Source organism: Streptomyces sp. PTY087I2 (assembly GCF_001687325.1).
In the GTDB taxonomy this organism is placed as follows: Bacteria; Actinomycetota; Actinomycetes; order Streptomycetales; family Streptomycetaceae; genus Streptomyces.
The window spans coordinates 1-19,405 of the sequence record NZ_LZRD01000045.1 but is presented as its reverse complement, the minus strand read 5'-3'; the positions used below and the strand labels follow the sequence as shown (position 1 = coordinate 19,405).

The window sequence follows — 19,405 nt, the reverse complement described above, 5'->3', positions numbered from 1 at the left end:
TCACCGCTCTCCGGACGAACGCTTCTTGACGCGCCGTCTCATCGTCTTCCATCTCACCCCGGGCCTCCGCATGGCCAGGGCCGCCTTCGCCGCGGGGTCCTCCCGTGCGAAGGCGATCATCAGCCCGACCGCGAACATCGTCGGCAGCAGGGCCGATCCCCCGTAGGAGAACAGCGGGAGCGGGACCCCGGCGATCGGCAACAGGCCGAGCACCGCACCGATGTTGATCACAGCCTGGGCCGTGATCCACGTGGTCACGCCTCCCGCGGCATACCTCACGAAGGGGTCCTCCGTGCGTCCGGCCACGCGGATACCCGCATAGCCTAGAGCCGCGAAGAGGGCGAGCACGGACAGCGTCCCCGCCAGACCCAGTTCCTCACCGGTGATCGCGAAGATGAAGTCGGTGTGGGGTTCCGGGAGTTGGCCCCATTTTTCCACACTCGCACCCAGCCCGGAACCGAACCATCCGCCGGACGCCAGAGCATAGATTCCGTGGGCCGCCTGCCAGCAGCCGCCCTCCGGGTCGGGTTCGCTCACGCCCATGCAGGCGAGCCGGGCCATCCGGTTGGGGCTGGTCCTGATCAGCAGGAACGTGAGGACGGCGGCGAAGCCGAGGACCCCGGCGAAGAGCCGGGTGGGGGCGCCGGCCAGCCAGAGCAGACCGAACAGGATCGCCGTGAGAATGATCGCTGTTCCCATGTCGCCGCCGAGCATGATCAGTCCGAGCAGCATGAAGGCGACCGGGACGAGCGGGACGAGCATGTGCTTCCACTGCGTCAGCAACCGCTTGTCCTGCTTGCGGGCCAGCAGGTCCGCCCCCCACAGGATGAGCGCCAGCTTGCCGAACTCGCTGGGCTGGAGCTGGAACGGGCCGCCCAGGTAGAGCCAGTTCTGGTTGCCGTTGACCGACATCCCTATCCCCGGCACCTGGACCAGGATCATCAGGAAGACGGTGACCATCAGTATCGGGTAGGCCAGCCCCCGGGTGAGCTTCACGGGCATCCGGGCGGCGATCAGCATCAGCCCGCCCCCGATGACGGCGGCGAGGAACTGCTTGCCGAAGAAGTACGTCGCGGGCTTGCTGATGTCCAGCGCCTTGATCATCGAGGCGGAGTACACCATCACCAGGCCCAGCACGGTGATCAGGAGGCTGGAGCCGAGGATCACGTAATAGGCGGTCAGGGGCCGGTCCCAGGCCCGCCGCGCCCGCTCGTAGGCCCGGCGCGGTCCGCCGCCGCGCCCGGAGCGCGGGGTACGGGAGGTGAGGGGGCGGGGTACCGAGGCCCGTGCGCTCTCCCGCCGTACGGCGAATCTCTCGTCGGCCGGCATTGTCGCTGTCCCCTCCACTGCTCGTGCCCGGGGCCGGTGACCCCGGGCGCGGAGCCCGGTCGGTCAGGCGCTCTCGTCGGCGCGTGCGCGGACCGCGTCCGCGAACGCCTCGCCCCGCTTGTTGTAGTTGGTGAACATGTCCATCGAGGCACAGGCCGGGGCCAGCAGTACCGTATCGCCCGGCCGGGCGAGCTCGGCGGCCCGCGCGACCGCTTCGGACATCGCCCCAGTGTCGGTCCGGTCGAGGTCGACCACCGGGACTTCCGGGGCGTGTCGCGTCAGGGCTTCGCGGATCAGGGCGCGGTCGGCGCCCATCAGCACGACGCCGCGCAGCCGCTTCGCCGCGCCGGTGACCAGCTCGTCGAAGGTGGCGCCCTTGGCGAGGCCGCCCGCGATCCAGACGATGGAGTCGTAGGCGGCCAGCGAGGCCTCGGTGGCGTGGGTGTTGGTGGCCTTGGAGTCGTCCACATAGGCGACGTCGCCGATGTCCGCGACGTGTTCGATGCGGTGGGCGTCGGGGCGGAAGGCGCGCAGCCCGTCCCGTACGGCGGCCGGCTCCACGCCGAACGCGCGCGCGAGGGCGGCGGCCGCGAGGGCGTTGGCGATGTTGTGCGGGGCGGGCGGGTTGACGTCGCCGACCTCGGCCAGCTCCTGGGCCTGCTTCTGCCGGTTGGCGACGAACGCCCGGTCGACGAGGATGCCGTCGACCACGCCGAGCTGCGAGGGGCCGGGGGCGCCGAGGGTGAAGCCGATGGCGCGGCAGCCCTCTTCGACGTCGGCCTCACGGACCAGGTCCTCGGTGGCCGGGTCGGCCACGTTGTAGACGCAGGCCACGGTGTTGCCCTCGTAGACGCGGCCCTTGTCGGCGGCGTACGCCTCCATCGAGCCGTGCCAGTCGAGGTGGTCGGGGGCCAGGTTGAGGACGGCGGCGGAGTGGGCGCGCAGGGAGGGCGCCCAGTGCAGCTGGTAGCTGGAGAGTTCGACGGCGAGGACGTCGTACTCCGTATCCCCCAGCACCGCGTCCAGCAGCGATACGCCGATGTTGCCGACGGCCGCGGTGCGCAGGCCGGCTGCTTCGAGGATCGACGCCAGCATGCGTACGGTCGTGGTCTTGCCGTTGGTGCCGGTGACCGCGAGCCAGGGGGCGGCCTTCTTGCCGTTGTCGCCGCGCAGGCGCCAGGCCAGTTCGACGTCGCCCCAGACCGGGACGCCCGCCTCGGCGGCAGCCAGGAAGAGCGGCTTGTCCGGCTGCCAGCCGGGGGCGGTGACGACGAGTTCCGTGGACGGCGGCAGGGTGGCGCCGTCGCCGAGGCGCACGGTGATGCCGAGCGCCTCCAGTTCGGCCGCCTGCGCGCGGGCGCGTTCGTCGTCGCCGTCGTTGACGACGGTGACGAGCGCGCCGCGCTCGTGCAGGGCGCGGGCGGCGGGGATTCCGCTGACGCCGAGCCCGGCGACGGTGACGTGCTTGCCCTGCCAGTCCACGGTGCTCACTTCTTGGCTGCCCATCCCGCGTAGAAGAGGCCGAGGCCGACGATCACGCACATGCCCTGGATGATCCAGAAGCGGACCACCACCAGGACTTCGGACCACCCCTTGAGTTCGAAGTGGTGCTGGAGCGGCGCCATGCGGAACACGCGCTTGCCGGTCATCTTGAACGAACCGACCTGGATGACCACGGACATGGTGATCATCACGAAGAGGCCGCCGAGGATGGCGAGCAGGAACTCGGTGCGTGAGAGGATCGCGAGGCCCGCGAGCGCGCCGCCGAGGGCGAGCGAGCCGGTGTCGCCCATGAAGATCTTGGCGGGCGAGGTGTTCCACCACAGGAAGCCGAAGCAGGCGCCCATCAGGGCCGCGGCGACGACGGCGAGGTCGAGCGGGTCGCGTACCTCGAAACAGGCGCTGGGGTTGGTCAGGTTGTCCGCGTTGGCGCAGGACTCCTGGAACTGCCAGAGGCCGATGAAGGTGTAGGCGCCGAAGACCATCACGGAGGCGCCGGTGGCCAGTCCGTCGAGGCCGTCGGTGAGGTTCACGCCGTTGGACATGGCGAGGATCATGAAGAGCGCCCAGACGCAGAACAGCACCGGGCCGATCGACCAGCCGAAGTCCTCGACGAACGAGAGCCGGGTGGAGGCCGGGGTGTAGTTCATGGAGTTGGGGAACTGGAGCGAGAGCACCGCGAATGCGATGCCGACGATCAGCTGTCCCGCCATCTTCGCCTTGGCCCGCAGACCGAGCGAACGCTGCTTGACGATCTTGATGTAGTCGTCGAGGAAGCCGACGAGGCCCATGCCCGCCATGAGGAAGAGCACGAGGACACCGGAGTAGCGGATGTCCTCACCCGTGATGACCTTCGCGAGGAGGTACGCCACGATCGTCGCCAGGATGAAGGCGATGCCGCCCATCGTGGGCGTGCCCTTCTTGCTGCCGTGGGTGCGCGGGCCGTCGTCCCGGATGAACTGCCCGTAGCCCTTGCGGGCCAGCAGCTTGATCAGCAGCGGGGTGCCGACCAGGGTCAGGAAGAGCCCGATGGCCCCCGCGAAGAGGATCTGCCTCATCGGCCGGCGACCTCGCCCTCGGTCGCGTTCTCCAGCAGTGCCTGGGCGACCTTCTCCAGGCCGACCGACCGGGACGCCTTCACCAGCACGACGTCTCCCGGGCGCAGTTCACTGCGCAACAGGTCGACGGCCGCCTGCGCGTCGGACACGTGCACCGACTCCTCACCCCACGAACCCTCGTTATATGCGCCCAGTTGCAGCCAGGAGGCTTCTCTCCCCCCGACAGCGACGAGCTTGCTGACGTTGAGCCGGACGGCGAGCCGTCCGACCGCGTCGTGCTCGGCGAGCGACGCGTCACCGAGCTCGGCCATCCGACCGAGCACCGCCCAGGTGCGTCCCCCGTCGGCCCCTCGGGCCTGGCCCATGGCGGCCAGCGCACGCAGTGCGGCTCTCATGGATTCGGGGTTCGCGTTGTAGGCGTCGTTGACCACCGTCACACCGTCCCCGCGCTCGGTGACCTCCATGCGCCAGCGGGAGAGGGTGCCCGCCTCCGAGAGCGCCTCGGCGATCTCGGTCACGGACATGCCCAACTCATGGGCGACGGCGGCCGCGGCGAGCGCGTTCGACACGTGGTGCTCACCGTACAGGCGCATGGTCACGTCACTGCACCCGGTAGGTGTGTGGAGCTCGAACGCGGGCCGGCCGTCGGGGGTCATCCGGACCTTCTCGCCCCGTACGTCCGCTTCGGGGGCTTCTCCGAAGAGCAGGACGCGGGCCTTGGTGCGCGAGGCCATGGCGCGGACGAGCGGGTCGTCGGCGTTGAGCACGGCGCAGCCGTCCTCGGGCAGGCCCTCCACCATCTCGCCCTTGGCCTGGGCGATCGCCTCGCGGCTGCCGAACTCGCCGAGGTGGGCGGAGCCGACGTTGAGGACGAGGCCGATGCGCGGCGGGGTGAGTTCGGCGAGGTAGCGGATGTGGCCGATGCCGCGGGCGCCCATCTCCAGGACCAGGTGCTCGGTCTCGGCGGTGGCGCTCAGGGCGGTGAGCGGCAGCCCGATCTCATTGTTGAGGGAGCCGGGCGTCCAGACGGTCGGGCCGTGGCGCTGGAGGAGCTGCGCGATCAGGTCCTTGGTGGACGTCTTGCCGGCCGAGCCGGTGAGCGCGACGACGCTGGTGCCGAGGCGTTCGACGACGGCGCGGGCAAGGGCTCCGAGCGCGCCGACGACGTCGTCCACGACGATCGCCGGGACGCCGACGGGGCGGGCCGCGAGCACGGCTGCCGCGCCCGCGTCGACGGCGCGCTGGGCGTAGTCGTGGCCGTCGACCCGTTCGCCGGCGAACGCGGCGAACAGGCTGCCGGGCGCGACCTCGCGGGAGTCGATGACGACGGGTCCGGTCACGGTGACTGCCGGGTCCGGTATGTCGTGCGGCTGCCCGCCGACGATTTCGGCGATCTCGGCGAGGGAAAGGGTGATCACTTGGTCATCCCTGACTGTTGTTCTCGTGGTGAGGGGCACGGTCGGCGGCGGGGTGCGCCAGGGACCGCTCGATGGCTGCGTGCAGGACCTTGCGGTCGTCGAAGGCGCGGACCACTCCGTGGACGTCCTGGCCCTGCTCGTGGCCCTTGCCCGCCACCAGGACGGTGTCGCCCGGTTCGGCGCGGGCGACGGCGGCGGCGATGGCGGCGGCCCGGTCGGCGTCGACCAGGACGTCGCCGCGTTCGTGGACGGGGACCTCGGCGGCGCCGGAGAGCATCGCGGCGAGGATCGCGAGGGGGTCCTCGGAGCGGGGGTTGTCGGAGGTCAGGACGGCGGTGTCGGCGAGCCGGGCGGCGGCGGCGCCCATCGGGCCGCGTTTGGTGGTGTCGCGGTCGCCGCCGCAGCCGAGGACGATGTGCACCTTGCCCTCGGTGACCTTGCGCAGGGAGCGCAGGACGGACTCGACGGCGTCGGTCTTGTGCGCGTAGTCGACGACGGCGAGGTAGGGCTGTCCGGCGTCCACCCGCTCCAGCCGGCCCGGGACCCCGGGGACAGCGGCCACGCCGTCGGCGGCGATCTGCGGGTCGACGCCCGCGACGGCCAGCGTGACGATCGCGGCGAGGGTGTTGGCGACGTTGAACGGGCCGGGCAGCGGGGCGCGTGCGGCGATCCGCTCGCCCTTGGGACCCACGGCGGTGAAGGTGCTGTCCTGCGGTCCGACCTCGACGTCCTCGGCGTGCCAGTCGGCGTCCGGGTGGCCCTCGGCGGAGAAGGTGGTGACGGGGACGCCGGACTCGGTGATGAGCCTGCGGCCGTACTCGTCGTCGAAGTTGACCACGCCGCGGTGGCTGCGCTCGGGGGTGAAGAGCTGGGCCTTGGCCTGGAAGTAGTCCTCCATGCCGGAGTGGAACTCCATGTGCTCCGGGCTGAGGTTGTTGAAGACGGCGACGTCGAAGACGCAGCCGTCGACCCGGCCGAGCACCAGGGCGTGGCTGGAGACCTCCATCGCGACGGCCTCGACGCCGCGTTCGCGCATGACGGCGAACAGGGCCTGGAGGTCGGTGGCTTCGGGGGTGGTGCGCTCGGACTTGATGCGCTCGTCGCCGATCCGCATCTCGACGGTGCCGATCAGCCCGGTGGGGCGTCCGGCGGCGCGCAGTCCGCCCTCCACGAGGTACGCGGTGGTGGTCTTGCCGGAGGTTCCGGTGATGCCGATCTGGAGCAGGCCGATGCCGGGCCGCCCGTAGATGTCGGCGGCCAGCTCGCCCATCACGGCCCGCGGGTTCTCGGCGACCAGGACCGGGAGGCCGGTGGCGGCGGCGCGTTCGGCGCCGGTGGGGTCGGTGAGGACGGCGACGGCGCCGAGGCCCGCGGCCTGGGCCGCGAAGTCGGCGCCGTGCATACGGGCGCCGGGCAGGGCCGCGTACACGTCTCCGGGTCGCACGGCCCGCGAGTCGTGGGTGATGCCGGTGACGTCACCGCTCCCGGCGGTCTCGACGCCGAGCCGGCCGGCCAGCTCGCCGAGGGGGGTGGGCCGGAGCCGGTCCGGTCGGGGCGCTCCCGGGTAGGTCACAGGCGCGTCCTTCTGAGAGGTTTGGGACTGATCAGCGTGGGGCACGGCGGTGAGCGTACCGGGCCGGTGCGGGCTCTCGCGAAGCGAGGGACCCTGGTTCCGGCGGTTCTCGTTCCGGTTCCCGGGGTCGGGGGTGATCGTTGTCACTGAGGGTTCCCTTGGAGGAGATACTCGCGTATCCCCGTGTTCACTCGCCGGGCTTGAAGGACACCGGCAGCCGGGGCGGCTCGCTGCCGGACGGTGGGGTCTGGAGCGTCTTGAGGGCGAACTCCATGACCTGCTTGTAGATCGGGCCGCAGATCTGGCCGCCGAAGTAGCTGCCCTTGGTGGGGTTCTGGATCGCGCAGTAGACGGTGACCTGCGGGTTGTCGGCGGGGGCGAAGCCCGCGAAGGAGGCGGTGTAGCCCTTGTAGACGCCGCGCTCGGGGTCGACCCGGTTGGCCGTTCCGGTCTTGCCCGCGACCCGGTAGCCGGGGATCGCGGCCTTGGTGCCGGTCCCCTCGCGGTCCTCGACGACGGACTCCAGCATGGTCGCCAGGGTCTTGGCGGTCTTCTCGCTGACCACCCGGTTCTCCTCGGGGGCCTCGGCCGGGGTGAAGCGGCCGTCGGAGCCCTTCGTTCCGCGTACCAGGGTGGGGGCGACCCGGACGCCTCCGTTGGCGACCGTGGAGTAGACGGAGGCGGCCTGGACGGCGTTGATGGAGAGGCCCTGGCCGAAGGGGATCGTGTACTGCTGCGAGGTCGACCAGTCCTTCGGGTGGGCCAGCAGACCGGGTGACTCGCCGGGGTAGCCGAGCCCGGTCTTCTTGCCGAGGCCGAACTTCCGCAGATAGTCGTAGAGGACCTGGTTCGACTCCGCCTGGGTCTTGCCGAGCTGACCGGTCGCCAGGATGGTGCCGATGTTGCTGGACTTGGCGAGCACCCCGTTGAGCGTGAGGTACCAGGTGGGGTGGTCGACGTCGTCCTTGAAGAGGCGGTCGCCCCGGTGCAGCCGGTTGGGGACGGTGACATGGGTGCCGGGCGTGGCGGCCCCCTCCTCCAGCACGGCCGCGATCGACATGACCTTGCTGGTGGAGCCGGGCTCGTACACGTCCTGGAGGGCCGCGTTGCCGAGCGAGGCGGAGGTGGCCTGGGAGAGGTCGTTGGGGTCGTAGCCGGGGGCGTTGGCCATGGCCAGCAGCTCGCCGGTCCTCGTGTTCTGCACGATGACGTAGCCGCGGTCGGCCTTGGACTTGGCGACCTGGTCGCTGATGGCCTTCTGCGCGGCCCACTGGATGTCGCGGTCGATGGTCAGCTCGATGTCGGAGCCGGGCACGGCCGGGATCTCGCTGCTGCCCGCGGTGGGGACCCGCCGGCCGCCCGCCTGGGCGTAACGGATCTTGCCGTCCTCGCCCGCCAGCTCCTTGTCCAGCTGTGATTCGAGGCCGCCGCCGCCCTTGCCGTCGGCGCTGACGAAGCCCAGTATCCCGGCGGCGAGGTCCCCGTTGGGGTAGACGCGCTTGGTGGTCGGCTCCTGGAGGACGCCGGCCAGGACGTTGGCTCCGGGGCCGCCCCTGAGCTTGTCCTCGGACGCCTTCTCGGCGAAGACGGCCTTGAGGTCCTTGATCTGCTTCCAGACCTGGGGGGTCTGCCGGTAGGCGAGGACGGCGTAGCGGCTCTTGGGCGCCGAGAGCTTCTTGACGAGCTCGTCGACGTCCTTGCCGAGGATCGGGGCGAGCAGCGCCGCGGCCTGCTGGGGGGCGTCGGGCGCCTTGCTCTCCTCGGGGGTGAAGAGCTTGGGGTCGGCCGTGATGTTGTGCGCGTCCACGCTGGTGGCGAGGGCGACGCCGTTGCGGTCGGTGATCTCGCCGCGCTCGGCGGCGACCGTGTACTCCAGGTAGCGGTTCTTCTCGGCCTTGGCCGCGTACGCGCTGGCGTCGACGGCCTGGACCTGGAGCAGCCGGGCGACGAAGGCCAGCATGACCAGCGTCAGCCCGAGGCTGACGAGCCGCAGCCGGGGGCGCGGGCTGCCGAGGCGCAGGGAGCGCGGTGCGGTGCCGCGCCGGGTGGTGCGCCCCGGGGCGGGGCGGGGGCGGCGGGCCGACGGGCGCGCGCCGGAGCGGCCGGATCCGGATGCCCCGTTACGGGGGCGGGCCGGTCCGGGTACGCGGCGGCGCGGCGGTTCCTTGGGCGGCACTGCGTCACCTGCCGGGGCTCGTCGGGGGCGGGCTGTTCTCCGCCGAGGGGGCGGCCGCGGGGTCGGGCTCGGTCGCGGACGGGGATACGGATCCGGAGGGCGACGGGGAGCCGGAGGGGCCGGCCGCCGGGGCGTCGGGGTCCGGTGAGGCGCTGGGGCTCGGGGTGGGGCTGGGCGGCGGGGCGGTCGCCTCCACCGGATTGCCGCGGACCGTGCCGTCGGGGTTCAGGAAGGCGGGGCTGCCGCCGGGGACCATGCCCAGTTCCCGGGCGCGCTTCTCCAGGGCGTCGGGCTGGGACCGGCTGTCGACGTCGCGCTGGAGGGCCTGCTGCTCGTCGGTGAGCTCGGTGGTGTCCCGCTTCAGCTTGCTGAGCCGGAACGATCCCTCGTTGAGTGCGGAGTTCAGCAGGAGCAGGGTGATGAGTCCGCCGCCCAGGAGCAGGACGACCAGCAGGACGAAGGGGGTGCGGGCCGCGGTGCTGGGCCCGGTGGACGGCATCAGCCGGGCGAGCCGGGCGGCCCGTCCCTTCAGCGGTGCGGCCGGTTTGCTCACCCCGTGACTCCCCCGGTTCGGCGCCCGGACCCGGTGCTCATCGCTCCTCCTCGCGGATGCGCTGGGCGCCGCGCAGCCGGGCGGGGGCGGCGCGCCGGTTCTCGGCGACCTCCTCCTCGGTGGGCAGCTCGGCGCCCCGGGTGAGCTGCTTCAGCCGGGGCTGGTAGCGCTCGGGGACGACGGGCAGTCCGGGGGGCGCGGTGTTGGCGGCGCCGGCCGCGAAGACCTGCTTGACCAGCCGGTCCTCCAGCGAGTGGTACGAGAGCACCGCGATGCGGCCGCCGACGGCGAGGCTGTCGACGGCGGCCGGGATGGCCCGCTCCAGGACGCTCAGCTCGCCGTTGACCTCGATGCGCAGGGCCTGGAAGGTCCGCTTGGCGGGGTTGCCGCCGGTGCGCTTGGCGGCCTGCGGCAGCGCGTCGCGGATCAACTCGACGAGCCGGGCGCTGTTGCTGAACGGCTCCTTGTCGCGCTCGCGCACGATCGCGGAGACGATCCGCTTGGCCTGCTTCTCCTCGCCGTACGCGCGCAGGATCCGCACGAGCTCGCCGGGCGGGTAGGTGTTGAGGACCTCGGCGGCGCCCATTCCGGTGGACTGGTCCATGCGCATGTCGAGCGGGGCGTCCTGGGCGTACGCGAATCCGCGGTCGGCCTCGTCCAGCTGCATGGAGGAGACGCCGAGGTCGAACAGGACGCCCTGGACCTTCGGGGTCCCGAGCCGTTCGAGGACCTCGGGGAGTTCGTCGTAAACCGCGTGGACGAGGGTGGCCCGGTCGCCGTAGGGGGCGAGCCGTTCGCCGGAGAGGCGGAGGGCTTCCTTGTCGCGGTCCAGGGCGATCAGCCGGGCGGTGGGGAACGCGGCGAGCAGGGCCTCGCTGTGGCCGCCGAGGCCGAGGGTGCAGTCGACGACCACGGGCTCCGGGTGGGCCGGGTCCTGGAGAGCCGGGGCCAACAGGTCCAGACACCTCTGGAGCATCACCGGGACGTGTCGGGTCTGGCTCAATGCGCCCTCTCAGGCTCTGTCCCGCGCGGCCGGCACGTACGTCCTGGTCCCCGCCCGCTCTGAAGGGGAGGCCCGCCGGCGCCGGGGAAGGGGCGTCGGCCGACCGAGAGCGGGAGAGGGCCGGGTCGCACGTACGCCGCACATCACGGGGGAAATACGGAATATGCAGGAGGTGCGGGGGGGGGTGCGATGGGGCAGTGGGGCGGGAATGCGGGTGTTGACTTCGCGTTACTTTAGTCCACCCTGCCATTCGATCGATTCGCGATCAACGAACCGCGCAGCGCGTCGCGCCACCCGACCGGATGAGGAAAACCCACCCGAACGGGTGCGTCCACCGGGCCTGTGGGTTAGCTCACAACAAGCCGTGTTGACGTTCTTTGTCCGCTCTCACAGCCCGCCCGTGCCAGGTGGGAAGGCTAACGTCGTAGCCATGTCGACTTCTGCTCACTCCCCCGCCGAGTCCGTGACACCCGCCGCCGCGGCGGTCCGCGAGGGGGGCCAGGTCACCGACCGCCTCGTCGCACTGAACTCCGAGTACGCGAAGGACTTCCGCGATCCGGGGATGGACGCGCGCCCCGTCCTCCAGGTCGCCGTGGTCGCCTGCATGGACGCCCGTCTCGACCTGCACGCCGCGCTCGGCCTGGAGCTCGGCGACTGCCACACGATCCGTAACGCGGGCGGTGTGGTCACCGAGGACGTGATCCGTTCGCTCACCATCAGCCAGCGGGCGCTCGGCACCCGCAGCGTGGTCCTCATCCACCACACCAACTGCGGTCTGGAGTCCCTCACCGAGGGCTTCCGGCAGGACCTGGAGCGCGAGGTGGGCCAGCGTCCGGCCTGGGCCGTGGAGGCCTACACGGACGCCGACCAGGACGTGCGCCAGTCGATGCAGCGGGTGCGGACCTCGCCGTTCCTGCTGCACACCGACGATGTGCGCGGCTTCGTCTTCGACGTGACCACCGGTCTGCTGCGGGAGATCGACTCCGTTTCCTGAACGGATCCCCCGCCGCTTCCCGGCCCTCTGCTGCACCTCACGCACGCATCGCCGTGCCCCACGGCGCCGGAATCGTGACAGACACTGCCTTTTCACACCCACTTATCCACAGGCGAGTGACACGAAGCGGTAACGGCAACAAGAATGCGGGTGTGACCTCTCCCGGGTCTTCCGGAGGAGTGTCCGATTTTCCGGGGTGGGCCGCGCGGGTACGCGCGACGGCCCCTGCGCAAAAGGGCCGAGGAGGGCCGGGTGACGACCTATGACGATCGAGCGAGCCTCACTGATCTGACCACCACCGCAGAGCGGGTGCGCAGGTCGGTGGAGGGTGTGATCGAGGGCAAGCCCGAGGTCGTACGGCTATCGCTGACCGTGCTGCTCGCCGAGGGGCATCTCCTCATCGAGGATGTCCCCGGGGTCGGCAAGACCATGCTGGCCAAGGCGCTGGCGCGGTCCATCGACTGTTCGGTGCGGCGGATCCAGTTCACGCCCGACCTGCTGCCCTCGGACATCACCGGCGTGTCGATCTTCGACCAGCAGCGGCGGGACTTCGAGTTCAAGCCGGGTGCGATCTTCGCCCAGATCGTGATCGGCGACGAGATCAACCGCGCCTCGCCGAAGACGCAGTCGGCGCTGCTGGAGTCGATGGAGGAGCGCCAGGTCACCATCGACGGGCACACCTACGAGCTGCCCGACCCGTTCATGGTGGTGGCCACGCAGAACCCGGTCGAGATGGAGGGCACCTATCCGCTGCCCGAGGCCCAGCGCGACCGCTTCATGGCCCGGGTCTCCATCGGCTACCCGAGCCCGGAGGCCGAGCTTCAGATGCTCGATGTGCACGGGGGCCTCTCCCCGCTGGACGACCTCCAGCCGGTGGCCCACGCCCACGACATCGTAAAGCTGATCGACGCCGTCCGTACGGTGCACGTCGCCGACGCCGTCCGGCGTTACGCCGTGGAGCTGGTCGCCGCCACCCGTACCCACCCCGATCTCCGGCTCGGCGCCTCCCCGCGCGCGACGCTGCACCTGCTGCGCGCCGCGAAGGCGTCCGCCGCGCTCAGCGGGCGGGACTACGCCCTGCCGGACGACGTCCAGGCGCTGGCCACCCCGGTGCTCGCGCACCGGCTGCTGCCGACAGCCCAGGCCCAGCTGAACCGCCGCACGGCGGAGCAGGTGGTCGGGGAGATCATCCAGCGCACTCCCGTACCGACCTCGGCCGGCGGCACCGCGCCGCCCGCTCCGGAGCCGGGCCGCCCGCTGTACCACCAGCAGCAGCCCGGGGCACGGCGGCTGTGATGGCGGCCGGGGAGCCCGGCGCCGTGGAGGACGGCGGGCGGAAGGGCGGCCTCCGGGCGGCCCTGGGCGGACTGACCACCCGGGGGCGCTCGTTCCTGGCCGCCGGTCTCGCCGCCGCCGTCTGCGCGTACGTCCTGGGCCAGGGCGACCTGCTGCGGGTCGGGCTGCTGCTCGCCGTGCTGCCCCTGGTCTGTGTGACCGTGCTCTACCGCACCCGCTACCGGGTCACCGGCACCCGGCGGCTCTCGCCGTCCCGGGTGCCCGCGGGCGCGGAGGCCCGGGTGCACCTGCGGATGGAGAACGTCTCCCGGCTGCCCACCGGTCTGCTGATGCTCCAGGACCGCGTGCCGTACGTGCTGGGCCCGCGCCCCCGTTTCGTCCTGGACCGGGTGGAGCCGGGCGGCCGGCGCGAGGTGTCCTACCGGGTCCGCTCCGACCTGCGCGGCCGCTATCCGCTGGGCCCGTTGCAGTTGCGGCTCAGCGACCCCTTCGGGATGTGCGAGCTGACGCGTTCCTTCAGCGCGTACGACACCCTCGTCGTCATTCCGCGTACGGTGCCGCTGCCCGCGCTGCGGCTGGCGGGCGAGGCCTCCGGGTACGGCGACGGGCGGCAGCGCTCGCTCGCGCTCGCCGGTGAGGACGACATCATTCCGCGCGGCTACCGGCACGGCGACGATCTGCGCCGGGTCCACTGGCGCTCCACCGCGCGCCACGGCGAGCTGATGGTGCGCCGCGAGGAACAGCCTCAGCGGGCCAGATGCACGGTCCTGCTGGACACCCGGCAGATCGGCTACCAGGGCGCCGGGCCCGACTCGGCGTTCGAATGGGCGGTGTCCGGGGCGGCCTCCGCCCTCGTGCACATGCTGGAGCGCGGCTTCGCCGTCCGGCTGCTCACCGACGACGGGAACGCCGTGCCCGGCGAGGGCACCGACGGATACGCGGGCTCGACGCAGGAGTCCGCGGACTCGGCGGGGCTGATGCTCGACACGCTCGCCGTGGTCGGCCATTCCGACGGCGGCGGCCTCAGCCGCGCCCATGACGTGCTGCGCGGCGGCAACGAGGGGCTGCTCATCGCGTTCTTCGGCGATCTGGACGAGGAGCAGACCGCGGTGGCGGCCCGGATGCGGCAGCGTGCCGGGGCCGGGGTCGCGTTCGTCCTGGACAGCGCCGCCTGGGCCGGCGACGAGAGAGCGGCGGGCGTGGCCGACGACCGGCTGCGGCGGCTGCGCGAGTCCGGCTGGACTGCGGTGCCGGTGGCGCCGGGTGACGCGCTGCCCGAGCTGTGGCAGGTGGCCGCCGGGATGCGCACGGACACACCGTCCGCCCAGAGCGGCGGCCCGACAGGTTTCGCGGGGGGATGGTCATGAGCGGGCGGGCCAGGCTGGCGCTGAGCGCCTACGCGGCGACACTGCTGGCGGCGGGGGCCCTGATCCCGCTGGTGGAGGGGGTCGGCTGGCTGGTGCAGGCGGCGGTGCTGCTCGGCGTCCAGACCGGGGTGGGCGCCCTGGCGCGCCGGGTCCCGCTGGCCCGGTCGCTGACCGTCGCCGCCCAGGCGCTGGTCACCCTGGTGGCGCTGACGCTGGTGTTCGCCCGGGACCACGCCCTGTTCGGGGTGGTGCCGGGGCCGCAGGCCGTCATGCGGCTCGGCGAGCTGCTGGTGGCGGGCGGGGAGGACGTGGGCACGTACTCCACCCCGGCCCCGCTGACCGCCGGCATCGAGCTGATGGTGGTCGGCGGGGTGGTCCTGATCGGGCTCGTCGTGGATGCCATGGCGGTGACCTTCCGCAGCGCGGCCCCGGCCGGGCTGCCGCTCCTCGCCCTGTATTCGGTCGCGGCCGGGCTCTCCGGCGGCGGGGCGGGCTGGCTGTGGTTCCTGCTGGCCGCCTCCGGCTATCTGCTGCTCCTGCTGGCGGAGGGCCGGGACCGGCTCTCCCAGTGGGGCCGGGTCTTCGGCGGGGCCGCGCGGACCAGGGGCGGTCTGGCCGACGGGCTGTCCGGCGCGGGCGACGGGTCCTCCCCCGTGCGCACCGGGCGGCGGATCGGTGTGCTGGCGCTCGGTATCGCCCTGGTGGTCCCCCTCGCCCTGCCCGCCCTGGACAGCGGTCTGCTCGGCGGCAACGGCCCGGGGAACGGCAAGGGCAGCGGCGGCGGCACGATCTCCGCGGTGAATCCGCTGGTCTCGCTCCAGAACAACCTCAACCAGCCGGAGAACCGGGAGGTGATGACGTACCGCAGCAACATCGAGAACCCGCAGAACCTCTATCTGCGGATCCTGGCCCTGGACGAGTTCAACGGCAGCGAGTGGCGTTCCTCCACCCGGCGGCTGACGGACGTTCCCGACCGGCTTCCCCAGCCCGCGGGGCTCGGCGGGGACGTCTCGGTCACGGAGGTCCGGACGAACATCTCCGCCTCGCGCTCCTATCAGCAGACGTATCTGCCGCTCCCCTACCCGGCGAGCGAGGTCCGCGTCGGCGGCCGCTGGCGGTACGAACCCGAGGGCCGCACCCTGGTCGGCGACGACGGGCAGACCACGCGCGGCGCGCAGTACGAGGTCGGCAGCCTGGTCGTCGAGCCCACGGCACAGCAGCTCGCGGCCGCGGCTTCGCCGCCCGAGGAGCTGTTCCGCGAGTACACCCAGCTCCCCGGCTCGCTGCCGGAGGTGGTCGCCGAGACCGCCGCGCAGGTCACGGAGGGCGCGGCCAACGCCTACGAGCAGGCCGTGAAGCTCCAGGACTGGTTCTCCTCCGAGGGCGGGTTCACCTACGACACGACGGTCACCTCGGGCACGGGGTCGTCCGCCATCGCCCGGTTCCTCCGTGACAAGGAGGGCTTCTGCGTCCACTTCTCGTTCTCGATGGCCGCGATGGCCCGGACGCTGGGCATCCCGGCCCGGGTCGCGGTGGGCTTCACCCCGGGCACCATGAAGTCGAACGGGGCGATCTCGGTCGGGCTGCGGGACGCGCACGCCTGGCCCGAGCTGTATTTCGAGGGCGTCGGGTGGACCCGGTTCGAGCCCACCCCGAGCCGGGGCAGCACCCCCTCGTGGACCCGGCCCGAGGTCCCCACAGACACCGCGAGCGACGCGGCCGAGCCCTCCGCGGACACCTCCGACGCACCGTCCGCCGCCCCGTCCGCCGACGACAGCTGCCCGCCGCAGCTGCGCCAGGAAGGCGGGTGCGGGCCCTCGCAGGAGGCGGGAGCGGCGGCGCCGACCGACCGGGGCACCCCGGCCGGGACGGTGCTGCTGGTGGTCCTCGCGGCGGTGCTGGTCCTGGTGCTGCCGTTGTCTCCGCTGCTGTGGCGGACCCGGACGAGAAACCGCCGGCTGGGCTCCGGGGGCCGGACGCCCGCCGACGCGGCCGCGCGGACGCTGGCCGTCTGGCGGGAGATCACCGATACGGCCTGGGACCACGGCATCGCCCCGGACGATTCGCTGACGCCCCGGAAGGCGGCGGCCCGGATCGTGCGGCTGGGCCGGCTCGACACCACCGCGGCCGAGGCCGTGCACCGGATCGCGGGCTCGGTGGAGCAGGTGCTGTACGCCCCCGAGCCGCGCCCCGCTGACGGCCTGGCCGAGGACGCGTCGGCGGTGCGGGCGGGCTTGCAGGCGTCGGCGGGCCGGGGCACCCGGCTGCGGGCAACGCTTCTGCCCCGCTCGTCCGTCCGGGTGGTGTGGGCCGTCGCCGACCGCCGGACGGCGCTCGCGGAGCGGTGGGCGGGCCGCGCGGGAGCCGGCCGCTGGACGGCCCGGCTGCGCCGCCTCACCCGCCAGCACGGCTGAGGCGGGCGAGGCCCCGCCCGGGAAGGCCTCCGGCCCGGACCCCGGCAAAGGCGAACGAGTCCGGGCCGGAGGCTTTCCCAGCTCTGCCAAGCGGCTGTGCGGGCTCTGTCCGACGGCTTCCCGACTCTGCCCGGCGGCTGTGCCGGCTCCAGCGGGCTGAGCTCTACCGCCCGGGGCCTCGTCCGGCAACGGCTGAGGGGCGGCCGCGGAAATGCGGCCGCCCCTCAGCCATCGGTGTGCTGCGTCGTGCCATAGCCCGGCCCTGCGGGAAGAGCAGGGCCGACGCGGACTACTGGCCCTGTTCGTCGCGGCGGCGCTGCCACCGCTGCTCGATGCGGTTCATCATCGACCGGCGTTGTCTCGGTCGGCGGCGTGCGCCGCTGTCCCCGCCACCTGCGGCGGCCGGCTGCTGTTCACCGGGCTTGGGCGCTTTGCGCCATCCGGTGACCGCGAGCACGGCACAGCCGAGCATGACGAGGAATCCCACCACGCTGATCCAGATCTGCTGGGCGACCATTCCGGCCATGAGGAGCGCGATACCCACCAGGAAGCCTGCGACCGCCTGGTAGACCCTTTTGCGGGTGTACGTACGCAGTCCGCTTCCCTCGAGCGCTGTCGCGAACTTGGGATCTTCGGCGTACAGCGCTCGCTCCATCTGCTCGAGCATGCGCTGCTCGTGCTCCGAGAGCGGCACGGGATCCTCCTCGTCGTCGGCCGCGGGGGCGACCGGTATGCGGCCCTTCCAGGATAGGCAGGGATTCGCCCCCGTGAAACCCGCCCTCTAGCGTTCAGCCAGTCCGGACCGCTATGTCGGCTCGGCTGCTGAGGCGTAGATTCCCCGACGACCGATCCGCCATGCCGGATGGTGTCACCCGATCATACGGGGCTTACGCCCAGTACGGGGGTCCTGAGTCCCACTCCGTGCGCAGCTTCGTTGCTGATCAGCGCCGCTTCTCGCCCAGAACGTGCAGCTGGGTGGCGACCGAGTGGAACGCGGGCTGCTCGGCGGCGGCCGCTTCGAGCTTGAGGAGCGCCTCCACGGCGCCGGGCTCGGTGTCCACCAGGACCCCTGGCACGAGGTCGGCGAAGACCCGGACCCCGTGCACCGCGGCGATCTCCGTCCCGGCCTCGGAGACCAGGTCGGAGAGCTGCTCGGCGGTGAACCTGCGGGGCACCGGGTCGCCCTCGCCCCAGCGGCCCGCCGGGTCGGTGAGCGCCTGCCGGGCCTCGGTGAAGTGGCCGGCGAGCGCGCGGGCCAGGACGGCTCCGCCGAGGCCGGCGGCGAGCAGGCTGAGCGCGCCGGAGGGCCGCAGCGCCTCGACCGCGTTGCGCACGCCCTCGGCGGGCTCGCCGACGTACTCCAGGACGCCGTGGCAGAGCACCGCGTCGAAGCCGTCGCGCTCCACGACGTCGAAGAGTCCGAGGATGTCGCCCTGGACGCCCCGGACCCGGTCGGCGACCCCGGCCTCGGCCGCGCGGCGCTCCAGTGCGAAGAGGGCGTTGGGGCTGGGGTCGACGACGGTGACCCGGTGGCCGAGCTTCGCCACGGGCACGGCGAAGTTGCCGGTGCCGCCGCCGGTGTCCAGGACGTCCAGGGCGTCCCTGCCAGTCGCCTTGACCTGACGGTCCAGAGCCTCCTTGAGGACCTCCCAGACCACGGCGGTACGGAGGGAGGCGCGGGGGCGCGGCTGGTCCGACACGGCAGATGACTCCTCGGCACGGTGCCGCCGGGGACGGCGGAGCGTGAACAGTGCGGGTGGCGATGTGACTGGTGTGAGCGGTCACCACCCTATTGCCTCGCACCGCCGACCAGGTCACCCGCTGCCGGGCCGCTCCGGACGTGTCCGGGTCACTCGCCGCCGGGCCGCTCCGGGCGGGGTTGGGGGAGGACCGGCTGGAGCGCCAGGAACCGTTCCACCAGGCGCAGGAACATGGCCGCGTCGCGCAGCAGGTCGTCGGCGTCGCGCACCCCGGCGGCCCCCGGCATGCCGGCCTCCGCGCGGGCCCGGCGCTCGGCGCCCGAGGCGAAGAGGGCGCTCCATTCGGTCAGCTCCGGGGCTATCTCCGGGAGGACTTCCCAGACGCTGCGGATGCGGTCGCGGCGGCGCTTGTTCGTCTCGGGGCGGCCGCGGGCGGCCAGCACGGCCGCCGCGGTGCGCAGGGCGGCGAGGTGGGCGGTGGCGTACCGCTCGTTGGGCTCGGGGAGCACGGCGGCCTCGTCGAGGCCGGAGCGGGCCTTGGCGAGCAGATCGAGGGCGGCCGGCGGCGCCGCGGCGCGGCGCAGAACGGGGTGGACATCGCTGGCCGGACCGGTCGGTGAGGGGGCAGGGCTGACTGCGCGGCGCCGCGGGGCGGCAGCTGCGGACGAGCTGGCCATGACGAACCTCCTGTCGTCGTGTGACGGCTCCGTGGCCGTCTGTGTCCATGGTGGCGGGCACCACTGACAATCGATCCGAAGGCGGCTCTGACCTGCCATGTCGGTTCTCGTTTGATCTGGCGAGGTGTCGGTCCTGTGAGCTGGGGTTCGCCAGTTGTGGTGAGACATTCACGGGTTGGCTTTCTCATTCGAAGTGGCAACTTTCGGGGAAGGGACTCGGCTGGGCTCGCCAGCTGGGTTGTCGGTAGTGGCCTCGCCATAGCTCGTCGCGCGTGGTGGCGAAGCGGTGCCGCAGGATGCGGACCCATTCGCGGAGGGGGTCCGCCCGCCCGTTGTTGGTGGTGAAG

Annotated in this window: 15 protein-coding genes; 4 read left to right on the top strand and 11 right to left on the bottom strand. The window is 72.4% G+C overall.

Features of this window, described 5'->3' with window-relative positions; genetic code table 11:
• The 8 genes from ftsW to rsmH form a co-directional block, all read right to left on the bottom strand.
• On the bottom strand, nt 1-1,329 hold the full coding sequence (gene ftsW, locus A3Q37_RS32430) for a putative lipid II flippase FtsW (protein ID WP_065490250.1): 1,329 nt from the start codon (nt 1,327-1,329) through the stop codon (nt 1-3).
• Nucleotides 1,330-1,392: 63 nt separating this feature from the next.
• On the bottom strand, nt 1,393-2,835 hold the full coding sequence (gene murD / locus A3Q37_RS32425) for a UDP-N-acetylmuramoyl-L-alanine--D-glutamate ligase (RefSeq protein WP_176711554.1): 1,443 nt from the start codon (nt 2,833-2,835) through the stop codon (nt 1,393-1,395).
• Complete coding sequence (mraY, locus tag A3Q37_RS32420) at nt 2,817-3,887, bottom strand: phospho-N-acetylmuramoyl-pentapeptide-transferase (protein ID WP_030583424.1); 1,071 nt, start codon at nt 3,885-3,887, stop codon at nt 2,817-2,819. Before mraY ends, murD begins: the two co-directional genes overlap by 19 nt.
• The gene (murF, locus tag A3Q37_RS32415) at nt 3,884-5,305 is read right to left on the bottom strand and encodes a UDP-N-acetylmuramoyl-tripeptide--D-alanyl-D-alanine ligase (protein WP_065490247.1); all 1,422 of its coding nucleotides are present in this window, start codon (nt 5,303-5,305) and stop codon (nt 3,884-3,886) included. The genes mraY and murF overlap by 4 nt, the downstream gene beginning before the upstream one ends.
• Nucleotides 5,306-5,309: 4 nt before the next feature.
• The gene (locus tag A3Q37_RS32410) at nt 5,310-6,878 is read right to left on the bottom strand and encodes a UDP-N-acetylmuramoyl-L-alanyl-D-glutamate--2,6-diaminopimelate ligase (RefSeq protein WP_065490246.1); all 1,569 of its coding nucleotides are present in this window, start codon (nt 6,876-6,878) and stop codon (nt 5,310-5,312) included.
• 187 nt (nt 6,879-7,065) lie between these two features.
• On the bottom strand, nt 7,066-9,054 hold the full coding sequence (locus A3Q37_RS32405; protein ID WP_065490239.1) for a penicillin-binding protein 2: 1,989 nt from the start codon (nt 9,052-9,054) through the stop codon (nt 7,066-7,068).
• A gap of 4 nt (nt 9,055-9,058) precedes the next feature.
• Nucleotides 9,059-9,607 (bottom strand): septum formation initiator family protein, encoded by a 549-nt coding sequence (locus A3Q37_RS32400; RefSeq protein WP_065490237.1) that lies wholly within the window; start codon nt 9,605-9,607, stop codon nt 9,059-9,061.
• Between the two features lie 37 nt (nt 9,608-9,644).
• The gene (gene rsmH / locus A3Q37_RS32395; RefSeq protein ID WP_065490235.1) at nt 9,645-10,610 is read right to left on the bottom strand and encodes a 16S rRNA (cytosine(1402)-N(4))-methyltransferase RsmH; all 966 of its coding nucleotides are present in this window, start codon (nt 10,608-10,610) and stop codon (nt 9,645-9,647) included.
• A gap of 430 nt (nt 10,611-11,040) precedes the next feature.
• Between rsmH and A3Q37_RS32390 the strand changes: the two genes are divergently transcribed.
• The 4 genes from A3Q37_RS32390 (at nt 11,041) to A3Q37_RS32375 (ending at nt 16,681) form a co-directional block, all read left to right on the top strand.
• The gene (locus A3Q37_RS32390) at nt 11,041-11,604 is read left to right on the top strand and encodes a carbonic anhydrase (protein WP_065490233.1); all 564 of its coding nucleotides are present in this window, start codon (nt 11,041-11,043) and stop codon (nt 11,602-11,604) included.
• A gap of 252 nt (nt 11,605-11,856) precedes the next feature.
• Nucleotides 11,857-12,900 carry a MoxR family ATPase gene (locus tag A3Q37_RS32385; protein WP_065490231.1) on the top strand — a complete coding sequence of 348 codons (1,044 nt, stop codon included), beginning with the start codon at nt 11,857-11,859 and terminating at the stop codon, nt 12,898-12,900.
• Nucleotides 12,900-14,267: a DUF58 domain-containing protein gene (locus A3Q37_RS32380; RefSeq protein WP_065490229.1), complete on the top strand. Its 1,368-nt coding sequence runs from the start codon at nt 12,900-12,902 to the stop codon at nt 14,265-14,267. The genes A3Q37_RS32385 and A3Q37_RS32380 overlap by 1 nt, the downstream gene beginning before the upstream one ends.
• Nucleotides 14,264-16,681, top strand: a complete 2,418-nt coding sequence (locus tag A3Q37_RS32375) for a DUF3488 and transglutaminase-like domain-containing protein (RefSeq protein WP_065490289.1) — start codon at nt 14,264-14,266, stop codon at nt 16,679-16,681. Before A3Q37_RS32380 ends, A3Q37_RS32375 begins: the two co-directional genes overlap by 4 nt.
• A gap of 289 nt (nt 16,682-16,970) precedes the next feature.
• On the opposite strand, the gene A3Q37_RS32370 is transcribed toward A3Q37_RS32375, so the two are convergent.
• The 3 genes from A3Q37_RS32370 to A3Q37_RS32360 form a co-directional block, all read right to left on the bottom strand.
• Nucleotides 16,971-17,375, bottom strand: a complete 405-nt coding sequence (locus tag A3Q37_RS32370) for a DUF3040 domain-containing protein (protein WP_006123866.1) — start codon at nt 17,373-17,375, stop codon at nt 16,971-16,973.
• Nucleotides 17,376-17,622: 247 nt separating this feature from the next.
• Nucleotides 17,623-18,381 (bottom strand): methyltransferase, encoded by a 759-nt coding sequence (locus A3Q37_RS32365; protein ID WP_065490227.1) that lies wholly within the window; start codon nt 18,379-18,381, stop codon nt 17,623-17,625.
• 149 nt (nt 18,382-18,530) lie between these two features.
• Nucleotides 18,531-19,058, bottom strand: a complete 528-nt coding sequence (locus A3Q37_RS32360; RefSeq protein WP_065490224.1) for an SAV_6107 family HEPN domain-containing protein — start codon at nt 19,056-19,058, stop codon at nt 18,531-18,533.
• Nucleotides 19,059-19,405: the final 347 nt, after the last annotated feature.

Bases quoted from the DNA above. Each gene is read 5' to 3' on its own strand.
- mraY (WP_030583424.1), bottom strand. From the start codon at position 3,887: ATGAGGCAGATCCTCTTCGCGGGGGCCATCGGGCTCTTCCTGACCCTG.
- A3Q37_RS32390 (WP_065490233.1), top strand. From the start codon at position 11,041: ATGTCGACTTCTGCTCACTCCCCCGCCGAGTCCGTGACACCCGCCGCC.
- ftsW (WP_065490250.1), bottom strand. From the start codon at position 1,329: ATGCCGGCCGACGAGAGATTCGCCGTACGGCGGGAGAGCGCACGGGCC.
- murD (WP_176711554.1), bottom strand. From the start codon at position 2,835: ATGGGCAGCCAAGAAGTGAGCACCGTGGACTGGCAGGGCAAGCACGTC.
- A3Q37_RS32360 (WP_065490224.1), bottom strand. From the start codon at position 19,058: ATGGCCAGCTCGTCCGCAGCTGCCGCCCCGCGGCGCCGCGCAGTCAGC.
- A3Q37_RS32375 (WP_065490289.1), top strand. From the start codon at position 14,264: ATGAGCGGGCGGGCCAGGCTGGCGCTGAGCGCCTACGCGGCGACACTG.
- A3Q37_RS32380 (WP_065490229.1), top strand. From the start codon at position 12,900: ATGGCGGCCGGGGAGCCCGGCGCCGTGGAGGACGGCGGGCGGAAGGGC.